Genomic DNA, 22,669 nt, shown 5'->3' with positions numbered 1-22,669 from the left:
AAGTGGGATCTTAAACATTATATAATTCCTTTATAAAACTATGCTAACATAGTTACAGGGTTTTCTAAATATTGTTTTAATGTTTGCAAAAATTGTGCTCCTGTAGCCCCATCAACGGTTCTATGGTCACAAGCCAACGTTACTTTCATAGTATTACCAACAACAACCTGATCATTTTTAACAACTGGTTTTTTAACAATTGCTCCTACCGATAAAATAGCAGAGTTAGGTTGATTAATAATCGAAGTAAATTCCTGAATACCAAACATACCTAAATTAGATACTGTAAAAGTACTTCCACTCATTTCTTGTGGAGTTAATTTTTTATCTCTGGCTCTAGTTGCTAAATCACGGACTCTGGTATCAATTTCCATAATATTCATATGATCCGTAAATGGCAGAACTGGTACAACCAATCCATCTGGAACTGCTACAGCTACACCAACACTGATATGCTTGTTATATACGGTAACATCATCTTTCCAAGAAGTATTCACTTGAGGATGCCTTCTTAATGCCATTGCACAAGCTTTAACCACCATGTCATTAAACGATACTTTTGTATCTGGTAATTCATTAATTATTTTACGAGAAGCAATCGCATTATCCATACCTACTTCAATCGTTAAATAATAATGAGGTGCATTAAATTTTGATACTGAAAGGCTTCTGGCGATGGCTTTACGCATCTGCGAATTCTTCACTTCTTCGAAACTTTCTTCTCCTGCCGGAGCAAATGTCTGAATTGACGGAGTAGATGTTGCTGTCTTAGACGATACTGGAGTGCTAACTGCTGCAGAAGGCGTAAATGTCTCTACATCTTTCTTTACAATTCGTCCATTCTCTCCAGTACCTTTAACCTGAGATAAATCTATTCCTTTATCTGCTGCTATTTTTTTAGCTAGTGGAGAAGCAAATATTCTTCCTCCAGAAGAAGAATTACTTCCAGAACTAACCGCTGTTGTTTCTACTTTTTCTTCTTTGACCACTGCTTCTTTAGGAGCTGAAGTACTAGCTTCAGGCACACCATCTTTAAGACCTGAAACATCTGTTCCAGCTGGACCAATAATAGCGAGCAATACGTCTACTGGAGCTGTTTGACCTTCTTCTATACCGATATACAATAACGTACCGTTATAAAAAGATTCAAACTCCATTGTAGCTTTATCTGTTTCTATCTCAGCAAGAATATCACCTTCTTCGACGGTATCACCAACCTTTTTCAACCAGGTTGCTACAGTACCTTCTTCCATTGTATCACTAAGACGTGGCATTGTAATCACTTCTACTCCTTCAGGAATAGTTGTGGCAGCCGCTGAGCTTGAAGCTGATTCTTCAACTTTCTCTTCTTTAGGGGCTTCCGTTTGTGGTGCTTCGTTTCCATTCAACAGACCAGAAATATCTTCTCCTTCTTCACCTATGATCGCCAAAAGCTGATCAACTGGTGCAGTTTCACCTTCTTCAATTCCAATATGAAGCAATACTCCTTCATAAAAAGATTCGAATTCCATTGTTGCTTTGTCGGTTTCAATTTCCGCAAGGATATCTCCTTCACTAATTTTGTCACCTTTCTTAACAAGCCACTTCGCGACAACTCCTTCTTCCATGGTATCGCTCAATCGCGGCATATTAATTACTGTAGCCATAATCTATTGTGGTTTGTGTGATAAAAATGGGTAATCTTCTTGTTCGTATACAACGTCATACATCAAATTCTTTTCTGGGAATGGAGAATCTTCTGCAAATTTTTGACATTCTGCAACTTTATCTTTCACCCCTTTGTCAATAGAAGCGATTTCATCATCAGTCGCATATTTTTTATCTTTAATTATATCCAGAACCTGAGTAATTGGATCAATCTTTTGATATTCTGCTACTTCTTCTTTTGTACGATACTTCTGAGCATCACTCATAGAATGTCCTCTGTAGCGATATGTTTTTAATTCAAGAAAAGTAGGACCTCCACCTGTTCTAGCTCTGGTAATTGCTTCATCCATTGCTTCTGCAACTTTCACAGGATTCATAGCATCCACAGGACCACAAGGCATCTCATATCCTAGTCCAAGTTTCCATATGTCTGTATGATTAGCTGTTCTTTCTACGGATGTACCCATAGCATATCCGTTATTCTCTACGCAAAATACAACAGGTAAATTCCATAACATGGCTAAATTAAAAGTTTCATGAAGCGATCCTTGTCGTGTAGCTCCATCACCCATAAATGTTAAGGTTACAGCATCTCTTTTATAGTATTTATCTGCAAAAGCTAAACCGGCACCCAAAGGAATCTGTCCTCCAACGATACCGTGCCCTCCATAGAATCTATGTTCTTTAGAAAAGATATGCATAGATCCTCCCATTCCTTGAGAAGTACCTGTTCCTTTTCCGTACAATTCGGCCATTACTCGTTTGGGATCTACACCCATTCCGATAGGCTGGACATGATTACGGTATGCAGTAATCATCTTATCTTTAGTAAGATCCATTGCATGCAAAGCTCCTGCTAAGATAGCCTCCTGACCGTTATATAAATGTAAAAATCCTCTTACTTTTTGTTGGATATATACTTGAGCAAGTTTGTCTTCAAACTTTCTCCAGAAAAGCATATCCTCGTACCACTTCAGGTAAACTTCCTTGGTTACTTTTTTCATCTAAAATGTAATGATATTTCAAAATTAAGCCAACTTTATTGCTGACCCCTCTAACAATTACAGAATTTGTCTGCTAATTTTTCAATTAAGCGAAAAACAAAAATAATATATTAGTTATTAAGGAGAAAGGAGTTATGAATAAAAATGTACGAAAACGTTATAAATACGAATTATCAAAAATAAGGGGCAATAAATTAGCTAAAGAACAAGATTTTACTACTTTTCCTGTTTCTCCCATAAAATAGATTTCGATTGGTTTCTTCTGATTTAGTTCATATTCTGCAATTGATTGCCTACAGGCACCACAAGGCGGGGTTGGTGTTATCAGCTGATGCTTTAAGGATTTCGCAGAAAGTGCCATTCTTAAGATTGGAACACCGGGAAAGTTTGCTCCTGCTGCATATATAGCTACACGTTCTGCACATAAACCAGAAGGATAGCAAGCATTCTCTTGATTATTCCCAAGAATAACTTTCTGATTCTCTAATAGTAATGCTGCTCCAACTAGAAATTCAGAATATGGAGCATAGGCTTTATCCCTAATATCAAAAGATTGCTGCATTAAATCCTGAATATCCTCTGGCAACTCTTCTAATGAATCATATACTTGTAAAGTGGATTTGATTTCTATTTCTTTCACGCATTCAAAGTTTTATAATTGTTTACCAACAAATTAGAACTTGTATTAGTAATCAATACTATTTTATAATTAAGAATCCACAATGTACTATAAACAAAAAAAGTATCAAACATTAGCGCTTGATACTTTTTATTATTGTTTAGATCCATTCGTCTATCTATCGTAGTAATCCTCTCCAAAATTAAATGAGAGACCAAAACGAAGTGTTCCTTCTAACGGACTTCTTACTGCAGAAGTGGAGAATAAATAGGAAATATCTATATTAACAATAGTATATTTAAAACCAGCACCCATAGATACAAATTTACGTGCTCCTTTTTCCTCTGCTTCGTTAAAATAACCTGCTCTAAAAGCAAATACATCACGATAGACATATTCAGCTCCCAATGACCAAGTAAATTCTTGTAACTCTTCACTAAATCCTCCATCTGCATCACCCCAAGATGAAAAGATAGCTCCAAATGAACTTATTTCTTGATATTCTTCATTATCCGAAGCATCTATATCGCCATCGCCATCAAAATCCTGAGGACTTGGTACCAATAATTTAGCAAACTCTAGAGACGGTGTAATTCTGTTATACTCATCTAAAAGGAAATCAAAACCAGCTCCTAATCTAAAAGTAGTTGGAATAAAATCTTCTTGCCCTGCATCATCATATTTTAATTTAGGACCGATATTGGATATATTTAATCCTGCTCTCCATCTACCATTAAAAGAGTTATATGCAACTTCTTCACTTTGATAATATGCAGATACATCTACCCCAAAACTACTTGCTGCTTCTGCTTCGGATACCTGGTCTAATTTTAGATCAGATCTCAAGTAACGTCCCGTAACCCCCATAGAAAAGGTAGGACTCAACTGCGTCACATAAGACACATCAAAGGTCAATTCATTTGGTTTTTGAATCAATCCAAGGTCATTAGCGTTTTGTCTAAATTCTATTTCTCCAAGACTAAAGTATTTAAAACTTGCTGCAACAGCACTACGCTCATTAAATCTATTGTAATACGTTAGGTTTCCCAATCCTATATCGTTTACCAGACTACTTAAATATGGAGTATAGTTTACACCAACTCCCTGTTGCTTAGATATAAAAGCATATTTGGATGGATTCCATTGTTGTGAAAATGCATCCGGAGTCGTAGCAACCCCTTGATCAGCTAAACCTGCAGCTCTAGCATCTGCTGCAATTAGTAAAAATGGAACGGCTGTTGTAATTGCCGTTTGACTTCTTTCATCTTGAGCATTCATTTGAAAATTCAAAAGCGAAATGAACGCCAAGCTGATTATAAAGATCTTCTTCATGTGAAAATTGATTTTGACAAATATATAGTTATTTAGTTATTTATAGTATAACGAGTTTTTCAAATTTCTCAACCCGCTGATTTGTTAACGTTGATTTTACAGATATCTTATACACATAAACGCCTTTTCCTAATTTATCCCCAAAATCATCTCGCCCATCCCATTGAATATCCTCTCTATAGCTTGTTTTTCCAGACAGTGTTTGATTATTTGTCCAGATTACTTTTCCTGAAACCGTAAACACCTGAACCTGAACTTCTAAGATATCACTGATCGCACCAGAATGCTCAAACCAAAACTCAGTATGACTAACGAATGGATTTGGGTAATTTAGTACATTATTTAGTGCAAAACCAGCAGCGTCTGCTACTACAAATTGAATTTCCTGAGTAGAAGAATTATTATAAACATCCCACCCTTTAAACGTCAACGTATGCAACCCGGGTTCTAAATCTCTAAATTTAAAATTAACAAGTCCCTTCGTAAAATCATCCACCTCTGTCTCATAAAAGTCGTTAAGAATAAATGGATTAGATTCATCTCCATCGATTATCGCAGAAATATCATGACCTATACCACTAGCCGTGTTAATACCGTTTTCATCTTCAAGTTTTGCAATTAGTATTGGAGAATCATTAGTAACACCTCCCGAAACAAAACTCTCATCATTCATAAATAATTGGATTTGTGGCCCTACATTATCCTCTGGTGCATTTTCATTTAATCCACCTATCAGAATTGTTTGATCCACGCCTGTTTGATTTTCTAGCACACCATTTCTTGCAGAATAAAAACTTATTCTTCCTGTATCAACAGGGATACCAATATCTCTCGGCACTATAAACTCGAAATTAAAAATACCGTTTGTTACTGATGCTTTTCCTCTAAAAATAATTACCCCTAAAGTTTTAAAATCTAATACTACAAGTTCTCCTGAATCAAAAGTCCCGTCATTAGCAAGTGTCTTCCTGTCTATTTCTTTATCATAAATAGTCGCTGATAAAACACCATTATAATCGGATAGCAAAGTACCTGATTCATTAACTACTTCTCCTGAAATTTTAATCCTACTTAAAGCCTTGAGTGTATCAACAGCTTGTGTAATGGGCGTATCATTGATATTGGTTAAACGAATATTGGGTTTAGGAATAGCCATTTTCATAGCCGGATCTCCAAAGAAGAAAACCACTCTTTTTCTAGTACCGGACAGCGAATTTTTCATTAACCTAACAGCTTCCGCAACTGTTGGAAACTCAGAACCATCTGGAAATAAAAACTCAGACAATCTATTATTTATTAATATTCCATCACCTACAAATACATCTCTAGTGGTACTAATAAGTGATACAGCGCCTCCTTGCGGATTTTTAAACATAAGTTCCCCTGCAGTTTCCCTACATGGGTTATCAAATTTTGCAAACTCACAAGTAACAGTTATAAAAACTGGAAGTTTATTAGTATTAGCAAGTTCTGTAACATCAGACTTATTAAATATAAATTCTTTTGCTAATCCATCTTCTCCCCCATGCCCAAAATAATCAACAACCACAGCTCCTGTCTCAATAGCGCTAGAAATCGCCTCATTTACCTTTGGGTATCTACTCCCAGATGCCGAGGATTCTTGCTCAAAAGCATCTGCATATATTTTAGTTAAATTAAGATATGGTTTTCTCTGAACTAATTCATCACCTAATTCATCCAGAATTCGTTGAATTTGCTCCTCCCAATCTTCATCCACATCATCCGCTATTAATAAAACAGAATTTCTCCATCTCCCGAAAGATTGTTCTCCAGAATAATCTATAATTTTAGTAACCATAGTATCAGCTAATTGAGGTGTATCTGCCAATATTCTGCCCACTGCAATATCTAACTGATCACTCGCTCCCATTTGCCCCTCTGTTGGATCCATAGCACCAAAGAAATCGTCAGTAGCAAACGAACTAACTAACGAAAAACTATTTAAACTCTGAAAAGTAGGCACAATATTACTATCGGAACAATTTTCTTTTAACAATAAACGCTTATAATCAACCGAACCATCTCCAAAAAGACATACATATTTCAACTGCTCATTAGGGCTTGATGCATTCTCGTACACATATCTAACTAAGTTCCTAATAGCTACGATGTCTTGTTTACCACTTCCAAATTCGTGATAAATTTGATCCAGTGTTACTACCTTTACATTATAATTATTCAAAGTTCTATGATGATCTGCAAGTCTATTTGCGGATTGCACTAATGAATTATTAGCAATGATTAAATAATCGATATCTTCAAACTGCCCTTGATTATTTAGGAAAATGGTCCCTTTAATATCCTGATTATCTACTCTTGCCGTTTGATCCGCTAATGGATCATAATAATCTGTTGACACAAGAGCGACATATTGGCGGAACTCTCCCAAAGTAGCCTTAAAACTCAAAGTAGACGATGCATTATTATTAGTAATGCTAGTTATAGCCTGGGGATTCGTCACATCCCATACTTGAGACACATTGCCGCTATTTGATATATTATATTGCCCTATCCCAGTTAATGTGGCAGCTTCCTCATAGGAAAATTGCATTTGAGAATTTGCACCTATTAAAGCTCTTTCTGCCTTTAGACTTACAAAATCAAGATAACCTATCGCGGAAGGGTTTCCATTATTGTTATAATTCAAATTAACTACTACCTGATCCGAATTAGAAGAAACATCCCTAATAATTTCTCTAGGAGAAACTAATGATGATCCTGAAATTTGGGAAAAACTCAGGACACCAACCTGTCCTCCATTTACGTTAACATTTAAGCTTGACGCGGAAGTCGAAGTGGCAGCAGCGAGAACTCTTAATTCAATTGGTTCTGACGTGATTAAATTAGGAAAATCAAAATTATAACTTCTACTACCTTGTATATCAAAACGATCTCCAAACCAACGCCTTCCTATTTTGGCAATATTATACTCATCTACTTCATAAAATTGATAATCTGTAAATGAATTAATCTGCGTATCAGCTGCTCCTGCAGGCTCGGTATAATTAGACACCCTTCTTCCATTTGTACCTTCAGCAGTCACGTAGTAATAAGATTTATCAGCATAAAGATTAATATTCGTTAGGTTTTCTTCACTATATCCCGTAGTATCTTCTCCGTAAAAAAGGATATAATCATTTCCTGAAAAGTTACCATCTTCCCCTCCTACAACCTGAATTGCATTTTCTCTTAAATCAAACTCTGTATTTTCTTGATTAATCAAGGGCATCATTTGCCCTCCATTACCGTAAATCTTTATCGTATTTGGATCTAGAGAAGATACATCCATTCCTAAACTACTTAAAAATCCTGGTGTTATTCTAAAAATTCCGGTTTTATCCACATAAAAACGAAACCAGTCTCCAGAAGCCAGCACTGAATTGCTTATAGGAAATCTCTTAGCATTCGCTCTACGCGTTCCTGTTTGATAAACAATATCAAATGACACTATTTTTTTAAAAGTATTCCCATTTCTTATAATAGGCGATAAACTTCCAAAACCAGCTTTTTTGTTTCTAGCATTAATTGAGCCTATTTTATAGGTAAGCTCTTTTGGGATTAAATTTAAATCTAGATCCTTTAGTTCTGCTTTCGAAATATTCTTGTAGACAACATTATCCAACCTCGCAGTTGTAGAATTAATTTCTCCTGATTCTTTCCATTTCGTTGTGAATTGCACTCCAACATCATCTCGATATTCAAAGTTTTCCTCATCAAATCCCGGAACAGTAAACGAAACATTACTAGATGTACTAATTTCTACATCCTTCCAGTCAATATCAATATGTACTGTTTGCTGAGCCGAAATGAGAGCAGAAATCAGTAGCGCATATAAAATTGTAATTTTCTTCATCATAGCGTATAACGGGTTTAACACAGTTTTAGTGTTCCGTAAATTATGGTTTTTATTCAAAAATAATAATAAACATAGAAATATTGCGTTAAACCAAAGTCAATCGTGAAAAACATATTTTTTTCGCGATTTGATATTATTTTAAAAATATTAGGGTAAATTTAACGTTAATTATTATATTGCGAGCCCTAATTTCTACTTTAACGAACTTAAAATTATGAAAAACGCGTTAGTTTTTAAGTCGCTAATGGTTCTTACCGTTAGTACCTTACTGTTTAGCTGTAACAAGACAGATTACGGCAACAGTTCTAGAGCCACTGGATGGAAATACAACTCCAAAGATGGTGGATTCCAAGTAAACACTAATTACAAAGAACAAGAAACAGGACCAGGTCTAGTTTTTGTTGAAGGAGGAACCTTCACCATGGGACGTGTTCAAGACGATGTAATGCATGATTGGAACAATACTCCTACTCAGCAGCATGTTCAGTCATTTTATATGGACGAGACCGAAGTCACTAACGTGATGTATCTGGAATATCTTGATTGGTTAAAAGGGGTATATCCTCCTACAGAACCAAAATATAAAAATATATATCACGGTGCATTGCCTGATACATTGGTATGGAGAAATCGTTTAGGTTTCAATGAAATGATGACCAATAACTATCTACGTCACCCGGCTTATGCTAACTACCCAGTGGTTGGTGTTAACTGGATTCAGGCTGTAGAATTCAGTAAATGGAGAACTGACCGTGTGAACGAAAGAATCCTTGAAGAAGAAAGAGTAATTAAAGAAAATGCTCCTTTCGAAGATGTTTCTGCAGAAAGCACTTTTAACACGGACACCTATTTAAATGCTCCTTCTCAAACTTATGGAGGAAATGATGAAGCAACCAGAGGAGGTAAACAATCAGAACAGTATGAAAAAAGGAATGATTCTACGGGATTATATATCCAACGTAAGGACGGATTACTTTTACCAAAATACAGACTACCAACCGAAGCAGAATGGGAATACGCCGCTTTAGGATTAGTAGAATTAAGAAGTTATAACATTTACAGAGGTAGAAAAAAATATCCTTGGGATGGACAATATACTCGTTCAGGAAAAAGAAGAACTCGTGGAGATCAATTAGCTAACTTCAAGCAAGGTGATGGTGACTACGGTGGTATTGCTGGATGGAGTGATGATGGTGCTGATATTACAGCTCCAGTAGCATCTTATGACCCTAATGACTATGGTCTTTATGATATGGCCGGTAATGTTGCAGAATGGGTAGCAGATGTATACAGACCAATTGTAGATGACGAGTACAACGACTTTAACTACTATAGAGGTAATGTATATACTAAAAATGCAATCAACCCTGATGGAACTGTAAAGATCGTAACAACCGATTCTATTATTTATGACACCTTAAGTAATGGTAAGATTGTAGCAAGAGTGTTGCCAGGAGGTATATTACAGACCCCTGTTGATGAAAACGAAACATACCTAAGAACTAACTTTACTCAAAGTGACAACCGTAACTTTAGAGATGGTGATAAAAGTTCGTCAAGATATTACGAAGGGTTCCAGGACGAAAACATTCCTAACAGAAGAATGTACAACTCTCCTATTCATAGTGTAGAACCAAGTGCAGAAGATAGCACGAAGTTAGACAGAAGATATGATGAATCTAGTAAAAGAACTACTATTGTAGGTGAAGAGGTAAGAGTATATAAAGGAGGTTCGTGGAAAGACAGAGCATATTGGCTAGATCCTGCACAGAGAAGATTTTTCCCTCAGGATATGTCTACCGATTATATCGGATTTAGAAATGCAATGTCTCGTGTAGGTGAAAAGGCTAAAAACAAAAAAACACCTAAACATAGAAAGCCTAGATAAAAAATAAAATTTATTTGTTCGTTAATAAATACAAAGCCCTGACATTTATGTACAGGGCTTTTTAATACAATTTTAATAAATGAATACAGCTGGAATACATCAATTATTCATAGAAAGTAGTGGCGTTTGCACTGACACTCGAAAAATCAAGAGCAATAATCTCTTTTTTGCCCTAAAAGGAGATAATTTTGACGGTAATACGTATGCGCAACAAGCGATTGAAAGTGGTGCTTCTTATGCCATAATTGATGACGAAAAATTTTTGATTTCTGAAAAATGCATTCTGGTTGATGACGTCCTGAAAACACTTCAAGATCTAGCAACATATCATAGAAAGTATCTAGATATTCCTATAATAGCTCTTACCGGAAGTAATGGCAAAACCACGACAAAAGAATTAATTAATTGTGTTCTCTCATCTGTCTACAATACAACTGCAACTGTCGGCAACTTAAACAATCACATAGGTGTTCCTCTTACTCTTTTATCCATGAATAAAAGTACTGAAATTGGGATTGTAGAAATGGGAGCTAATCACATAAAAGAAATAGAGTTCTTATGTAATATTGCTTGTCCGGATTTCGGCTATATAACAAACATAGGAAAAGCACATATAGAAGGCTTCGGAAGTCTAGAGGGTGTTTTACAAGGAAAAACCGAGCTTTATCAACATCTAAAGAAACACAACAATCTTATTTTTCTAAACGCAGAGGACCCCAAACTTTCTAAAGCATCAGAAGGAATTGATACGTTTACATTTTCCCAAACTTCGGACAGTAGTATAAACGTAAAGCTACATGCAGTTAATCCGATGGTAAGTGTAAACTACAAAAACCACATTATAAGTAGTCACCTTATAGGCTCTTATAATTTTACAAATATCGCAGCAGCCATAGCAATTGGTCATTATTTCAAAATTAGTCCAGAACAGATTAAAACTGCTATCGAGTCTTATATTCCGTCGAACAACCGCTCTCAGATTATAGAAAAAAACAAATCTACCATCATACTGGATGCCTATAATGCGAATCCGTCGAGTATGAGTGCTGCAATAAGCAATTTTCAAGAACTAGCGTACAACACTAAAACAGTCTTTCTTGGTGATATGTTCGAACTTGGTCACACGGCTCCTGAAGAACATCAAAAAATAGTGGATCAACTTATCCAAACGTCCTGTAACACTATTTACCTGATCGGTCATAACTTTTTCGATACCTCAATAGAAGACACGCGAATTCGAAAATATAAGTCCTTTGAAGATCTTGAAGAAAACGAATCTTTGCAACAAATCCAAGGAGCTATCCTTATTAAAGGATCTAGAGGAATGAAACTCGAGCGTATTTTGGATTTAATTTAATAGGATTAATCAGATCTTTATTACTTACTATTTATATAATTTTCAAGATTATTAAGAGACACTTTTATTGACTTCTTAAAAGCTCTTTTCATAACTAAATGTAACATAATTTTTTTAAAAATTGATTTTGCTTTTGGATACAATTCCATAATCAAACTACACGAATTCACTGAAGTTGGAATAATTATATAAAATTGATGCACTGAATCAATAACAGGAATATCCGTTGTATACTCTCCGTACACAAGACGACCAGATTGAACAGTTTTAGTCACCGTGGTAAAATTTAATCGTTTACCATCTATGACACAAACGTGTTCGGTTCCTAAACGAGTCACCTCGTCTGGATTATACTCAAATTCATCAACTCCTTTAACCCAATGATGGCGATAACTATAATTCGTAATATATTCTAATAATTCTTGCGCAGGAACCTTGTAATCCTTTTCTATTACCAATCCCGGAGAACTTGTAAATTGAACTTCATAGGGAGTTTCATAAGAAGTAAGCTTCAACTTTTCTTTATCAATTTCAGAAAACGAATATCTTATATTTTTCCCATCATACATATCTCCATTGGTAGAAAAATCAAATAACTGACTTTTATAATCATAAGGAATACCTATAACATCAGACAAATTTTCACTTAGTAACACATAATTATTGCTAGAAATTGAATTCTTCAGCAACCTATGTGCTTCTATAACCACTTGTCCAAATGGTTTGCTTTTATTCTGAACCGTAATGAATTGTAATTCCCCACAATGTGCTATGATCTTCAGTTGAAGGTTAGGTGCTGTTGCACATGCATTACAAGGACAAACACGATTCCTTTCTAACAATTTAAGATGACTATAAAAAGCCGTAAACATAGTCTCTATTTGCGCCAATAATTTTTCCTGAGAAGGAACCTCTCCATCTTTATAAAAAAACAATGCATCACCTTCCACTTCAGCCAATCTCAATTTTTGAGTATTTGCTTTAATCAAAATTTCTAGTAACTCTGCTATTACGTGCTGACTATGGGCTATTTCTGTATTTTGAACAAACTGTGTATAACCTGATATATCAGGAATAAAAAGTAAAGAATTAGACATTACGCAAAAGTATTAACAGTGATATAGAATAAATCTAATGATTTCTATCAAACACTAGATGCTTTTATGTAATATTTAGGAATTAAAGCGTTAACAAAAAGGCTTTATTTTACCTAAAACCAAAAATTCATACTATTTATCATTTTGATTCTTTAGTATAAACATGCACATCGCTTTGTGGAAAAGGTATCGAAACACCATTGGATTCGAGGCGTTTTTTCGCTTCTTCTATTGTATAAAAATGAACCGCCCAGAAATCTTCATTAAGAGCCCAAAAACGTAATGATAGCGTTACTGCACTATCCCCTAGTTCCGAAACATATATTTCTGGAGCTGGATCTTTAACAACCTTCTCCTGACCGTTAATTAAATCAAGTATAATCTCTTTGGCTTCTTTAATATTACTATCATAAGAAATTCCAATCTCAATTTTACCTCTTCTTTGATCTTCTGAAGAGTAATTAATAATATTTCCATTAGATATTTTTCCATTCGGAATCACAGCCAACTGATTTCCAAAAGTATTTAACTTAGTAGTGAATATGGAAATTTCTTTTACTGTACCAGAAACACCTTGAGCCTCTATAAAATCACCAATCTTAAAAGGCTTAAAGAATAAAATCAAAACACCACCGGCAAAGTTAGAAAGAGACCCCTGCAGCGCCAATCCTATCGCTAATCCTGCCGCACCTAATATCGCTACTAGAGAAGAAGTTTGAACTCCTAATTGAGTAACAACTAATACAATAAGTAAAATCTTAAGACCGATACTTATTAGATCGTATAGAAATTTCTCTAATGTTTCATCATAGTCCTTCTTTTGAAAGAATCTACGAAGTCCTCTGCTAAAAACATTGATAATCCATATTCCTACAAAAAATATGATTATAGCTGAAATTAATCCTGGCAAAAAGTCCCAAACCCAAGTCACGAATTGATCCCAATTTTCTTTTGTAAGTCCTAGTTTGTCCATTTTATCTAAAGTAATTTATTTATCAACATTCAAAAATAATTGTTCTTAACTAAAGTTCACACTATAACCTTACAAGTTTTTATTTCTTTTTACTTTTCATTTTTTTTCAGAAATGCCAATCGTATTCTTTCTGAAAATTGTTCACTTTATTAACCAACTTATTAAATCACTAACATGCAAATACAAAAAAACCATTCAAATAAATGAATGGTTTTTTAAATTTAAGTGGGCAATGAGGGATTCGAACCCCCGACCCCCTCGGTGTAAACGAGGTGCTCTGAACCAACTGAGCTAATTGCCCTCTATGTTTTGTGCAACCCTTATTCCTGATTGCGGATGCAAATATAAGACAGTTTTACAGTCTACCAAAAGATTTTTAAAGAAAAATTAAATTATTTCTGCCACTACAAATGTGCTACCCCCTGCATATACTAAATCATCCTTGCTAGCCATCTGTAAAGCAGCGTTGTAAGCTGATTTTACCGAAGTATAGCTTTCTCCTTTTAAATTAAATTTTAATGCTTCTTTTTTTATTATCTCCTCGTCTAACCCTCTTGTTATTTCGGGTTTTGCAAAGTAGTATGTCGCATTATCTGGAAATAAAGGTAATATATTTTTCAAATCTTTATCATTAACAACTCCTAAAACAATATGTAGCTTATCATATTTTTCATTTGACAATTGATCCATAACCAATCGTAAACCATCTTCATTATGAGCTGTATCACATATCACTTTAGGGTTCTCTTGTAAGATTTGCCATCTCCCTAGTAAACCTGTATTATTCGCCACGTTGCTAAGACCTTTTTTAATATTCTCCTTGCTAATATTCCATCCTTGTTCTTGTAAAATAGAAATCGTCTGCAATGTCGTTTTTACATTCTCCTTTTGATAATCTCCCTTTAGATCAGTATCAAATATATCCCCCCGATAATCCGATGTAAAGAAAATATCACTTTGAAGCGACAACGCTTTATTAATGAAAACTTTCTTCGTTTCAATTGTAGTTCGCCCAACTACTACTGGAACATTCTTTTTGATAATTCCAGCTTTTTCCGATGCTATTTCTGACAATGTATTTCCTAAAAACTGCGTATGATCTAATCCAATATTGGTGATAATAGATATTTCTGGTGTTATAACATTGGTAGAATCTAATCTTCCACCCAAGCCTACTTCGACTAACACTATATCCGCTTGTGAGTCAGCGAAATATTGAAATGCTAACCCTACAGTCATCTCAAAAAAAGAAAGCTGATTTGCTTCAAAATATTGTTTATGAGAAGCAATAAAATTAACCACATACGCTTGACTAATCACCTCTCCGTTAATACGGATTCGTTCTCTAAAATCTTTAAGATGAGGAGACGTATACAAACCAACTTTATATCCTGATTCTTGTAAAATTGATGCAAGCATATGGCTAGTAGATCCTTTACCATTAGTTCCTGCAACATGAATACTTTTAAATCTGGACTCAGGATTATCAAGATATGAGGCGAGTTTAACCGTATTTGTTAAATCAATTTTATAGGCACTTGCACCTTGACGCTGATACATTGGTAACTGTGCAAACATCCAATCTAAAGTTCCTTGATAGTCGATAACTGTCTATTTATTTAACTTAAAAAAATACAACTGAATCTTAAAAATATACGGAGTTACTTTTCTAGTGTTTAAAATCGATTAAAGGTACTAATTCTTATCCGGTAAAAAATCTTAAAAAGTACAATTATTGCCTTGATTATTTGTGATTATTCCCCTAAGCCGAAAGTTACTTCTACAAATCCGATTTGTTTAGCAGGAGCTTTCTGATCGGCTTTCCATCTGAAGGTAAGCGCCGTCTTTTTTGCGGGGTCTAGAAGACATCTTGCACTATTAGTAGTTCCTTTAACACCTGGAGTTGCCTGAATAACTTTACCCTCTCTGTTCACTACAATTTTAACAACGACTCGACCTGCTTCATTACATTCCTGTACGACCTTAGAATTGGTAGGACGACCTCTTCCATTAAGACCATAACCAACTCCACCGGTTCCTCCAGGACCAGGTTGTCCATAGTAACTAGTCGCATAAGGGTTTCCGTTTGGATTTCCTTTATCACCTGGTTTACCGTCATCTCCTTCTCCTCCTTTTGCTTTTCCATCGCTTTTGGGGCCATTAGAGAAACTATCTAGTATATCTAAAGTTGATTTATCAGGTTTAGGGTCTGGTTTCTTTTCTACTACTTTCTCTACAGGTTTTTCTATAGGCTTCTCAACCGGCTTTTGCTCTACTGGTTTATCTTTTGGCTTTTCTTTTGGTTTCTCAACCTTTTTTTTAGGTTCTTTTTTCGGTTTTTCTTCTACCACCGGAGCATCTTCCACATCTTGTGTAACCACCTCTTCGGTAATCTCTGGAGTTTCTGGCTCTGGTTCCGGTGTAACCGGAGTTGGTTCTGGAGTAGTTTGTTTTGGTGATGATTTAATCGCTTCTTTAGGCTGTACATCTCCCGATCCTGTAAGTGTGGTTCCAAAATTAACCGCAATACCTCCTTCTGGAGTAGGATCCAAAGCACCTAACCCCAAATAAAACAATAGAAAAATAATAGCCACGTGCAATATTGTCGTGATTATAAAAGATTTCTTTTTATGTTTAGTATCTAAATTCAGCATCAATTATTCCGGTTTTACCGCCAGGATTACTTTAAATCTATTTCTATTAGCTATATCCATAACACCAACAGCTTTCTCTATCGGCACTCCTTCTTCTGCTCTAAGTATAATTGTAGGTTCATTTTGACCTGACAATTTAGATTTCAAGGTAGATTCTAATCTACTTTGACTTATCCGCTCATTATCCACATAATATTGTAACTTATTGGTAATACTCACAGATATGTTCTGTACGTTAGAGCTTTTTCCCTTTGCTTTAGGCAAGATCAAGTCTAATGCTTCTGGAGTTATCGTTGGTGATGTTAATAAAAAAAACACCAACAACAGAAATACGATGTCTGTCATAGAAGACATACTAAATTCTGGACTTACTTTATTTCTTCCTCTTAAATTCATATTAAGCAGGTTCGTTTAACAAGTCAAGGAAATCTACTGCCGTAGCTTCCATTTGATGTATTACTTTATCCGTTCTAACAACCAAATGATTATATCCAATATACGCTATAATACCTACAACAAGTCCTGCAACTGTAGTAGTCATTGCTGTATAAATACCTTCTGCCAAAGTTCCCATATCTGCACTTCCTGAACTTGATGCCAGATTATGGAATGCTAAAATCATACCAATTACAGTACCTAAAAAACCAATCATTGGTGCTGCACCTGCTACAGTAGCAAGGATGCTTACATTTTTTTCTAGTTTATACACTTCTAATCGACCTGCGTTTTCTATAGCTTTATTAATATCCTCCAAAGGATTACCTATTCTGGAAATTCCTTTTTCAGTCAATCTAGAAACAGGATTATTAGTTTGCGCACATAAGATTTTAGCCGCTTCAATTTTACCACTTGCTACATTATCTCTAATTTGATCCATAAAACTTTTATCTATTTTGGATGCCGCTTTTATCGCAAAAACTCTTTCGAAATAAATATAAACCGCAACAAATAACAATACAAAAAGGATTGCTATAATAGTTACCCCAGCGGCCCCACCACTGAGCAATAAGTCGATAATTGATAATGTTTTCTCTTCTGCTTCTGGATCAATTTCTTTGGTATTTTGGGCCAACATACCAAGCATTAATAAATGGGTCATATATGTTCTTGTTAATTTAGTGTTAGTATACTAACGTTATTTCTATAGGTTAAGTATATTCTTAATTGTTGTTATAATACATAAATTATACCTAAAAGACCTACTCCTCCAAGTACAATAGTATATGGTAATGCCATTTTCACCATTCTTCCATATGACAATCCTATTAACGGAGCCAAAGAAGAGGTTAGTAAAAATAAGAACGCTGCCTGACCATTAGGTGTTGCAACACTTGGCAAATTTGTACCTGTATTTATAGCTATTGCTAATTTCTCAAACTGTTCTCTTGTTATTGCCCCATTGTCAAATGCCTGTTTTACCTCTCCTATATATACTGTTGCAACAAATACATTATCACTAATCATAGATAACACTCCATTAGCTACATAAAACATAGAAGGTTGTTTGCTTGGATCCAGGGTTAATGCCCAATCAATGATTGGTGTAAAAAGATGTTGATCATGAATCATAGCTACTATTACAAAGAAAACCACTAATAAAGCTGTAAACGGCAAAGCCTCTTCAAACGCTTTACCCAATTGATGTTCTTCTGTAATCCCCATAAAAGCTGTTTGTACAATAATTAATGCCAAACCTATAAACCCAACAGGAGCTATGTGTAATGCCAAACCAAGAATCAGTAATATTGCTGATATGGCTTGTACGATTAATCCGTATTTAGATTTATCCGATCGATTAGCATCCTCTTGATCGGTATAATTTTCAATTATTCTTCTTGCCACTTCAGGTAATTTTGCTCCAAAACCAAACCAACCTGTAAATTCTAAAACCACTGTTGTTAATAATCCTGCTGCTAAAACAGGTAATGTTATCGGAGCCATTTTAATAAAAAACTCTATAAAGTCCCACCCCATTCGTTCTCCAATTAGTAAGTTTTGAGGCTCACCAACTAAGGTACAAACTCCTCCCAATGCTGTACCTACGACACCGTGCATTACTAAACTTCTTAAAAAACTTCGAAATTGCTCTAATGTTTCTCCACTTAATTCTTTTCGATCTAATGATCCGTCCTGATCAAAATCTGAAGCTGGCATCGAATGAATCTTATGATACACTCCATAGAAACCAACAGCTACACTAATTAAAACCGCTGTTACTGTTAAGGCATCCAGAAAAGCAGAAAGTACAGCTGACAGAAAAACGAAAAGCATGGACAATATCATCTTTGATTTAATCTTGGTAAACACTTTACTAAAAATATACATCAGCAAAGGTTTCATAAAATAGATCCCGGCAACCATGAACACCAACAATAAAACCACTTCTAGGTTTTGATCTACCTCGTGATATGCATTTTTAGGTGTAGTAAGGTTTAATGCTAAAATTTCTATTGCTAATAGGCCACCTGATTGTAGGGGATAGCATTTTAATGCCATTGCAAGTGTAAAAATAAACTCTCCGATAAACAACCACGCAGTAACTGCTGGACCTAATACAAAATAGGAAAACACATTAAAAATGAGAAATCCTATCATTATTGTTTTAAACCATTTTGGACTATTGCCAAGGAAATATTTTAACATAGTATACGCTATTATTTGTGTTACAATTATACCAGCTGTTTGAATGCTAACTCAAACGCTGTTCTACTTATATTAGTTTTAGAAATACTCTTATCAAAAATTCTCTGCACTGCATCTTTAATGGTCTGTGACGTATCATTAAAAATTGCTTCGTCAGTCATCAAAACTCTTCTCTCCATGAAATATGCAAATACTCTAGCCATTCCACAATTAGAGATAAAATCAGGAATTAAACTCACTTGTTCGTCTGTATATTCCATAATAGAACCGAAAAATATTTCCTTATCCGCAAAAGGAACGTTAGCCCCGCAAGAAATAACCTCTAATCCTGAGTTTATCATCTGGGTAATCTGATTTTTTGTTATTAATCTAGACGCTGCACAAGGTGTAAATATTTCTGTCTGGAGCGACCAAATCTTGTCATTTAGCTCCTCAAAAGGAATTAAGGTTTCACTATATAACTTATTTCCTTTTTTATTCAGATATAGCTCTTTAATTTCTTCAAAGGAAAACCCTTCTTCATTTATCAATCCACCAGCATGATCAATAATACCTACAACTTTTGCTCCCATTTCGGAGAGATAATAGGCAGCAGCAGATCCAACATTACCAAATCCTTGAACTATAGCTTTTTTACCCTTCACAGTTCCACCATAGATATCATAATAATGTCTTACCGCCTCAGCAACCCCATATCCAGTAATCATATCGGCTACGGTATATTTTCTTGATACGTCAGGTGAAAACGTAGTATTTTCTAACACTTTTATCACTCCCTGACGCAACTGTCCTATTCTATTTATCTTATCTGCTTCTGTAGGTTGAAAATGCCCATTAAAAACACCTTCTTGAGGATGCCAAACTCCGCAGTTCTCTGTTATCGGAATCACTTCATGAATTTCATCAACGTTTAAATCTCCACCAGTTCCATAATAGCTTTTCAGCAATGGTGAAACCGCTTTATACCATCTTTCTAACACCCCTTTTTTTCTTGGGTCATTAGGGTCAAAATTAATGCCTGATTTTGCACCACCAATATTTGGTCCAGAAACGGTGAACTTCACCTCCATTGTTTTTGCTAGCGAAAGGACTTCATTCATATCCAACCCTAAACGCATTCTCGTACCACCACCTGCAGCTCCTCCTCTTAATGAATTAATAACCGTCCAGCCTTCTGCTTCAGTTTCAGAATCTTTCCAGTTAAAAACTATTTCCGGGGCTTTATTTTCGTATTTCTTTAATAATTCTTTCATTTTTTAAAACTTCAATTTACACACACTTTTGTCATAAGACACTACTTTATCTAAATTTCTAATTAAATATCTCTCCATTACGGAGCTAGTGTTGTCTCATAAAAAAAATGTTCTTTAATAAATTGAAAATAATGTCTAATAAAGGACTTCACAAATATAAAAAACTAAATAGGGCGAAAGCTCAAATTAAAAAAATAATAATTCAAAAATTATTTCCGTTTTTTAAGTAGAGAATGTACTTCAAAAATTAGGTAAAATAAAATTCAAGAAACCCAATATTATTAGTCTCACAAAAGAGTATATCAAAAAATGAAAAAAACACAAAAACTATATTATTATAACTTATATTTGTAGAATTAATAAAAATATCGAGTTTATCTCGACTTATTTTTATCAAAAAGTTGAATTCGCGTGTTATGCACGCACAGTAAATTAGGATCAAATATGGACTTTAAACTATCCGAAGAACAATTAATGATACGCGATGCTGCTCGTGATTTTGCAAAAGCAGAGTTATTACCTGGAGTAATCGAAAGAGATAATAAACAAGAATTTCCTACTGAGCAAGTCAAAAAAATGGGTGAGCTTGGATTTTTAGGAATGATGGCTTCTCCTGAGTATGGCGGTGGTGGTATGGATACCTTATCATATGTGCTAGTAATGGAAGAATTATCTAAAATAGATGCCTCTTCTTCAGTAATTGTATCTGTAAATAATTCTTTGGTATGTTGGGGACTTGACACCTATGGTACTCCGGAACAAAAAGAAAAATATCTAAATAAATTAACAACAGGAGAGTCGATTGGAGCATTTTGCTTATCAGAACCTGAAGCCGGAAGTGATGCTACTTCACAAAGAACTACTGCAATAGACAAAGGTGATCACTATATTCTAAATGGAACCAAAAACTGGATCACTAATGGTGGAACTTCAGATTACTATTTAGTTATTGCTCAAACAGATAAAGAAAAGAAACATAAGGGAATCAATGCTTTTATAGTAGAAAAAGGATGGGAAGGTTTCGAGATTGGCCCAAAAGAAGATAAATTAGGAATTAGAGGTAGTGATACACACTCTCTTATTTTTAATGACGTAAAAGTTCCTAAAGAAAATCGAATTGGAGAAGATGGATTCGGATTTAAGTTTGCCATGAAAACATTAGCTGGTGGCCGTATCGGTATTGCTGCACAAGCGTTAGGTATTGCTCAGGGAGCCTATGAACTAGCAAAAGAATATTCTAAAGTTCGTAAAGCATTCGGCACAGAAATTATGAATCATCAGGCTATTGCATTTAAGCTTGCAGATATGCATGTACAAATTGAAGCCGCAAGAATGTTAGTATATAAAGCTGCAATGGACAAAGATAATCACGAAAATTATGATCTATCAGGAGCTATGGCCAAATTAGCTGCGTCTCAAGCCGCAATGGATGTAACTATTGAAGCAGTGCAGGTTCACGGTGGTAATGGTTTTGTAAAAGAATATCATGTAGAGCGTTTAATGAGAGATGCAAAAATCACTCAGATATATGAAGGTACTAGTGAAATACAGAAAATTGTAATTTCCAGAAGCATTCTTAGAGATTAATTAGTCAAATATTCTCTATTTTAAAATCCCCAAATCGTTAATACGTTTTGGGGGTTTTATTTTGCCAATACTCTATTCAAAAATATTTCAGTCAATATACTTTTAAATAAAGAATATTATACAGAAGGAGCATAGGTTTATATTTATATAGATTGACACTTACTAATCATTATCTAACACCCTCATACATATATCTATAGACAACACTTAAGTTGACATTCATTTTTAAACATATTCAGGATCCTAGATATGCGTAAACACATAGATAGCTATGTAAAAACCAATATTTAATTTTATGGTATAAAAAAACCCTTCATTTAGTAATGAAGGGTTTTCAAGGAAGGCGGCGACCTACTCTCCCACGATTGTAGTACCATTGGCGCTAACGGGCTTAACTTCTCTGTTCGGAATGGTAAGAGGTGAGCCCCGATGCTATAACCACCTTAAGCTGTTATAAATGAATAAGGTATATTTACTAATGAATACTAAAGGATAATGAATAATTTAATATTTCATTATACAGTATTCACTATACATTAAACATTTACATAATAAGTTAACATATTGATTTAAATTGAATAGAGTGTATAGTATAAAAGAGTTTTTTACTAAAAAGAAGCTATCAAAGCAATTCTCCGCCCTGCTGATTGCTCAGCAGGACGTGCGCATAAGCCTATGGGTTATTAGTACTACTCGGCTATGACATTACTGCCTTTACACCTATAGCCTATCAACGTG

16 protein-coding genes, 1 tRNA gene and 1 rRNA gene are annotated in these 22,669 nt (G+C 34.9%); 3 read left to right on the top strand and 15 right to left on the bottom strand.

Annotated features, from left to right (window positions below; genetic code table 11):
* Window positions 1-38: 38 nt before the first annotated feature.
* From Q0910_RS10170 to porU, 5 genes are all read right to left on the bottom strand, one after another.
* A complete protein-coding gene (locus tag Q0910_RS10170; protein ID WP_299215618.1) occupies window positions 39-1,646 on the bottom strand; it encodes a pyruvate dehydrogenase complex dihydrolipoamide acetyltransferase in 1,608 nt (535 codons plus the stop codon).
* Window positions 1,647-1,649: 3 nt separating this feature from the next.
* Window positions 1,650-2,651: a pyruvate dehydrogenase (acetyl-transferring) E1 component subunit alpha gene (gene pdhA / locus Q0910_RS10165; RefSeq protein WP_299215616.1), complete on the bottom strand. Its 1,002-nt coding sequence runs from the start codon at window positions 2,649-2,651 to the stop codon at window positions 1,650-1,652.
* Window positions 2,652-2,808: 157 nt separating this feature from the next.
* On the bottom strand, window positions 2,809-3,291 hold the full coding sequence (locus Q0910_RS10160) for a cytidine deaminase (protein ID WP_299215614.1): 483 nt from the start codon (window positions 3,289-3,291) through the stop codon (window positions 2,809-2,811).
* Between the two features lie 153 nt (window positions 3,292-3,444).
* Complete coding sequence (gene porV, locus Q0910_RS10155) at window positions 3,445-4,602, bottom strand: type IX secretion system outer membrane channel protein PorV (RefSeq protein WP_299215612.1); 1,158 nt, start codon at window positions 4,600-4,602, stop codon at window positions 3,445-3,447.
* A 40-nt stretch (window positions 4,603-4,642) separates the two neighbouring features.
* A complete protein-coding gene (porU, locus tag Q0910_RS10150) occupies window positions 4,643-8,479 on the bottom strand; it encodes a type IX secretion system sortase PorU (RefSeq protein WP_299215610.1) in 3,837 nt (1,278 codons plus the stop codon).
* Window positions 8,480-8,693: 214 nt separating this feature from the next.
* Here porU and gldJ point away from each other — a divergent pair, with 214 nt between their 5' ends.
* The gene (gene gldJ / locus Q0910_RS10145) at window positions 8,694-10,367 is read left to right on the top strand and encodes a gliding motility lipoprotein GldJ (protein ID WP_299215608.1); all 1,674 of its coding nucleotides are present in this window, start codon (window positions 8,694-8,696) and stop codon (window positions 10,365-10,367) included.
* A 79-nt stretch (window positions 10,368-10,446) separates the two neighbouring features.
* The gene (gene murF / locus Q0910_RS10140; protein ID WP_299215606.1) at window positions 10,447-11,724 is read left to right on the top strand and encodes a UDP-N-acetylmuramoyl-tripeptide--D-alanyl-D-alanine ligase; all 1,278 of its coding nucleotides are present in this window, start codon (window positions 10,447-10,449) and stop codon (window positions 11,722-11,724) included.
* Between the two features lie 20 nt (window positions 11,725-11,744).
* Here murF and Q0910_RS10135 read toward each other — a convergent pair whose 3' ends face one another.
* The 9 genes from Q0910_RS10135 to Q0910_RS10095 form a co-directional block, all read right to left on the bottom strand.
* Window positions 11,745-12,821, bottom strand: coding sequence for a DUF2652 domain-containing protein (locus tag Q0910_RS10135; RefSeq protein ID WP_299215604.1), 1,077 nt, complete (start codon window positions 12,819-12,821; stop codon window positions 11,745-11,747).
* Between the two features lie 139 nt (window positions 12,822-12,960).
* Entirely contained in the window at window positions 12,961-13,794 is an 834-nt protein-coding gene (locus tag Q0910_RS10130) for a mechanosensitive ion channel domain-containing protein (protein WP_299215602.1), read from the bottom strand.
* 226 nt (window positions 13,795-14,020) lie between these two features.
* Window positions 14,021-14,095 (bottom strand) — tRNA-Val (locus tag Q0910_RS10125).
* Between the two features lie 86 nt (window positions 14,096-14,181).
* Complete coding sequence (locus Q0910_RS10120; protein WP_299216449.1) at window positions 14,182-15,399, bottom strand: folylpolyglutamate synthase/dihydrofolate synthase family protein; 1,218 nt, start codon at window positions 15,397-15,399, stop codon at window positions 14,182-14,184.
* Between the two features lie 149 nt (window positions 15,400-15,548).
* On the bottom strand, window positions 15,549-16,448 hold the full coding sequence (locus tag Q0910_RS10115; protein WP_299215600.1) for an energy transducer TonB: 900 nt from the start codon (window positions 16,446-16,448) through the stop codon (window positions 15,549-15,551).
* 3 nt (window positions 16,449-16,451) lie between these two features.
* The gene (locus Q0910_RS10110) at window positions 16,452-16,844 is read right to left on the bottom strand and encodes a biopolymer transporter ExbD (RefSeq protein WP_118460732.1); all 393 of its coding nucleotides are present in this window, start codon (window positions 16,842-16,844) and stop codon (window positions 16,452-16,454) included.
* Between the two features lies 1 nt (window position 16,845).
* On the bottom strand, window positions 16,846-17,532 hold the full coding sequence (locus tag Q0910_RS10105; protein ID WP_299216446.1) for a MotA/TolQ/ExbB proton channel family protein: 687 nt from the start codon (window positions 17,530-17,532) through the stop codon (window positions 16,846-16,848).
* Window positions 17,533-17,618: 86 nt separating this feature from the next.
* Window positions 17,619-19,091 carry a sodium/proton antiporter NhaB gene (gene nhaB, locus Q0910_RS10100; protein ID WP_299215597.1) on the bottom strand — a complete coding sequence of 491 codons (1,473 nt, stop codon included), beginning with the start codon at window positions 19,089-19,091 and terminating at the stop codon, window positions 17,619-17,621.
* A gap of 26 nt (window positions 19,092-19,117) precedes the next feature.
* On the bottom strand, window positions 19,118-20,344 hold the full coding sequence (locus Q0910_RS10095) for a Glu/Leu/Phe/Val dehydrogenase dimerization domain-containing protein (protein WP_299215595.1): 1,227 nt from the start codon (window positions 20,342-20,344) through the stop codon (window positions 19,118-19,120).
* A 444-nt stretch (window positions 20,345-20,788) separates the two neighbouring features.
* Here Q0910_RS10095 and Q0910_RS10090 point away from each other — a divergent pair, with 444 nt between their 5' ends.
* Window positions 20,789-21,931, top strand: a complete 1,143-nt coding sequence (locus Q0910_RS10090; protein ID WP_299215593.1) for an acyl-CoA dehydrogenase — start codon at window positions 20,789-20,791, stop codon at window positions 21,929-21,931.
* A 338-nt stretch (window positions 21,932-22,269) separates the two neighbouring features.
* On the opposite strand, the gene rrf is transcribed toward Q0910_RS10090, so the two are convergent.
* Window positions 22,270-22,377: ribosomal RNA gene (rrf, locus tag Q0910_RS10085) — 5S ribosomal RNA — on the bottom strand.
* Window positions 22,378-22,669: the final 292 nt, after the last annotated feature.

This window comes from uncultured Aquimarina sp. (assembly GCF_947495315.1).
GTDB lineage: Bacteria > Bacteroidota > Bacteroidia > Flavobacteriales > Flavobacteriaceae > Aquimarina.
This window is presented reverse-complemented; position numbering and strand designations above follow the sequence as displayed.

What these genes read in the sequence shown, in the direction of transcription:
- Q0910_RS10170 (WP_299215618.1), bottom strand. Translation starts at nt 1,646, where the DNA reads ATGGCTACAGTAATTAATATGCCGCGATTGAGCGATACCATGGAAGAA.
- pdhA (WP_299215616.1), bottom strand. Translation starts at nt 2,651, where the DNA reads ATGAAAAAAGTAACCAAGGAAGTTTACCTGAAGTGGTACGAGGATATG.
- porV (WP_299215612.1), bottom strand. Translation starts at nt 4,602, where the DNA reads ATGAAGAAGATCTTTATAATCAGCTTGGCGTTCATTTCGCTTTTGAAT.
- porU (WP_299215610.1), bottom strand. Translation starts at nt 8,479, where the DNA reads ATGATGAAGAAAATTACAATTTTATATGCGCTACTGATTTCTGCTCTC.
- gldJ (WP_299215608.1), top strand. Translation starts at nt 8,694, where the DNA reads ATGAAAAACGCGTTAGTTTTTAAGTCGCTAATGGTTCTTACCGTTAGT.
- murF (WP_299215606.1), top strand. Translation starts at nt 10,447, where the DNA reads ATGAATACAGCTGGAATACATCAATTATTCATAGAAAGTAGTGGCGTT.
- Q0910_RS10135 (WP_299215604.1), bottom strand. Translation starts at nt 12,821, where the DNA reads ATGTCTAATTCTTTACTTTTTATTCCTGATATATCAGGTTATACACAG.
- Q0910_RS10130 (WP_299215602.1), bottom strand. Translation starts at nt 13,794, where the DNA reads ATGGACAAACTAGGACTTACAAAAGAAAATTGGGATCAATTCGTGACT.
- Q0910_RS10115 (WP_299215600.1), bottom strand. Translation starts at nt 16,448, where the DNA reads ATGCTGAATTTAGATACTAAACATAAAAAGAAATCTTTTATAATCACG.
- Q0910_RS10110 (WP_118460732.1), bottom strand. Translation starts at nt 16,844, where the DNA reads ATGAATTTAAGAGGAAGAAATAAAGTAAGTCCAGAATTTAGTATGTCT.
- Q0910_RS10105 (WP_299216446.1), bottom strand. Translation starts at nt 17,532, where the DNA reads ATGCTTGGTATGTTGGCCCAAAATACCAAAGAAATTGATCCAGAAGCA.
- nhaB (WP_299215597.1), bottom strand. Translation starts at nt 19,091, where the DNA reads ATGTTAAAATATTTCCTTGGCAATAGTCCAAAATGGTTTAAAACAATA.
- Q0910_RS10095 (WP_299215595.1), bottom strand. Translation starts at nt 20,344, where the DNA reads ATGAAAGAATTATTAAAGAAATACGAAAATAAAGCCCCGGAAATAGTT.
- Q0910_RS10090 (WP_299215593.1), top strand. Translation starts at nt 20,789, where the DNA reads ATGGACTTTAAACTATCCGAAGAACAATTAATGATACGCGATGCTGCT.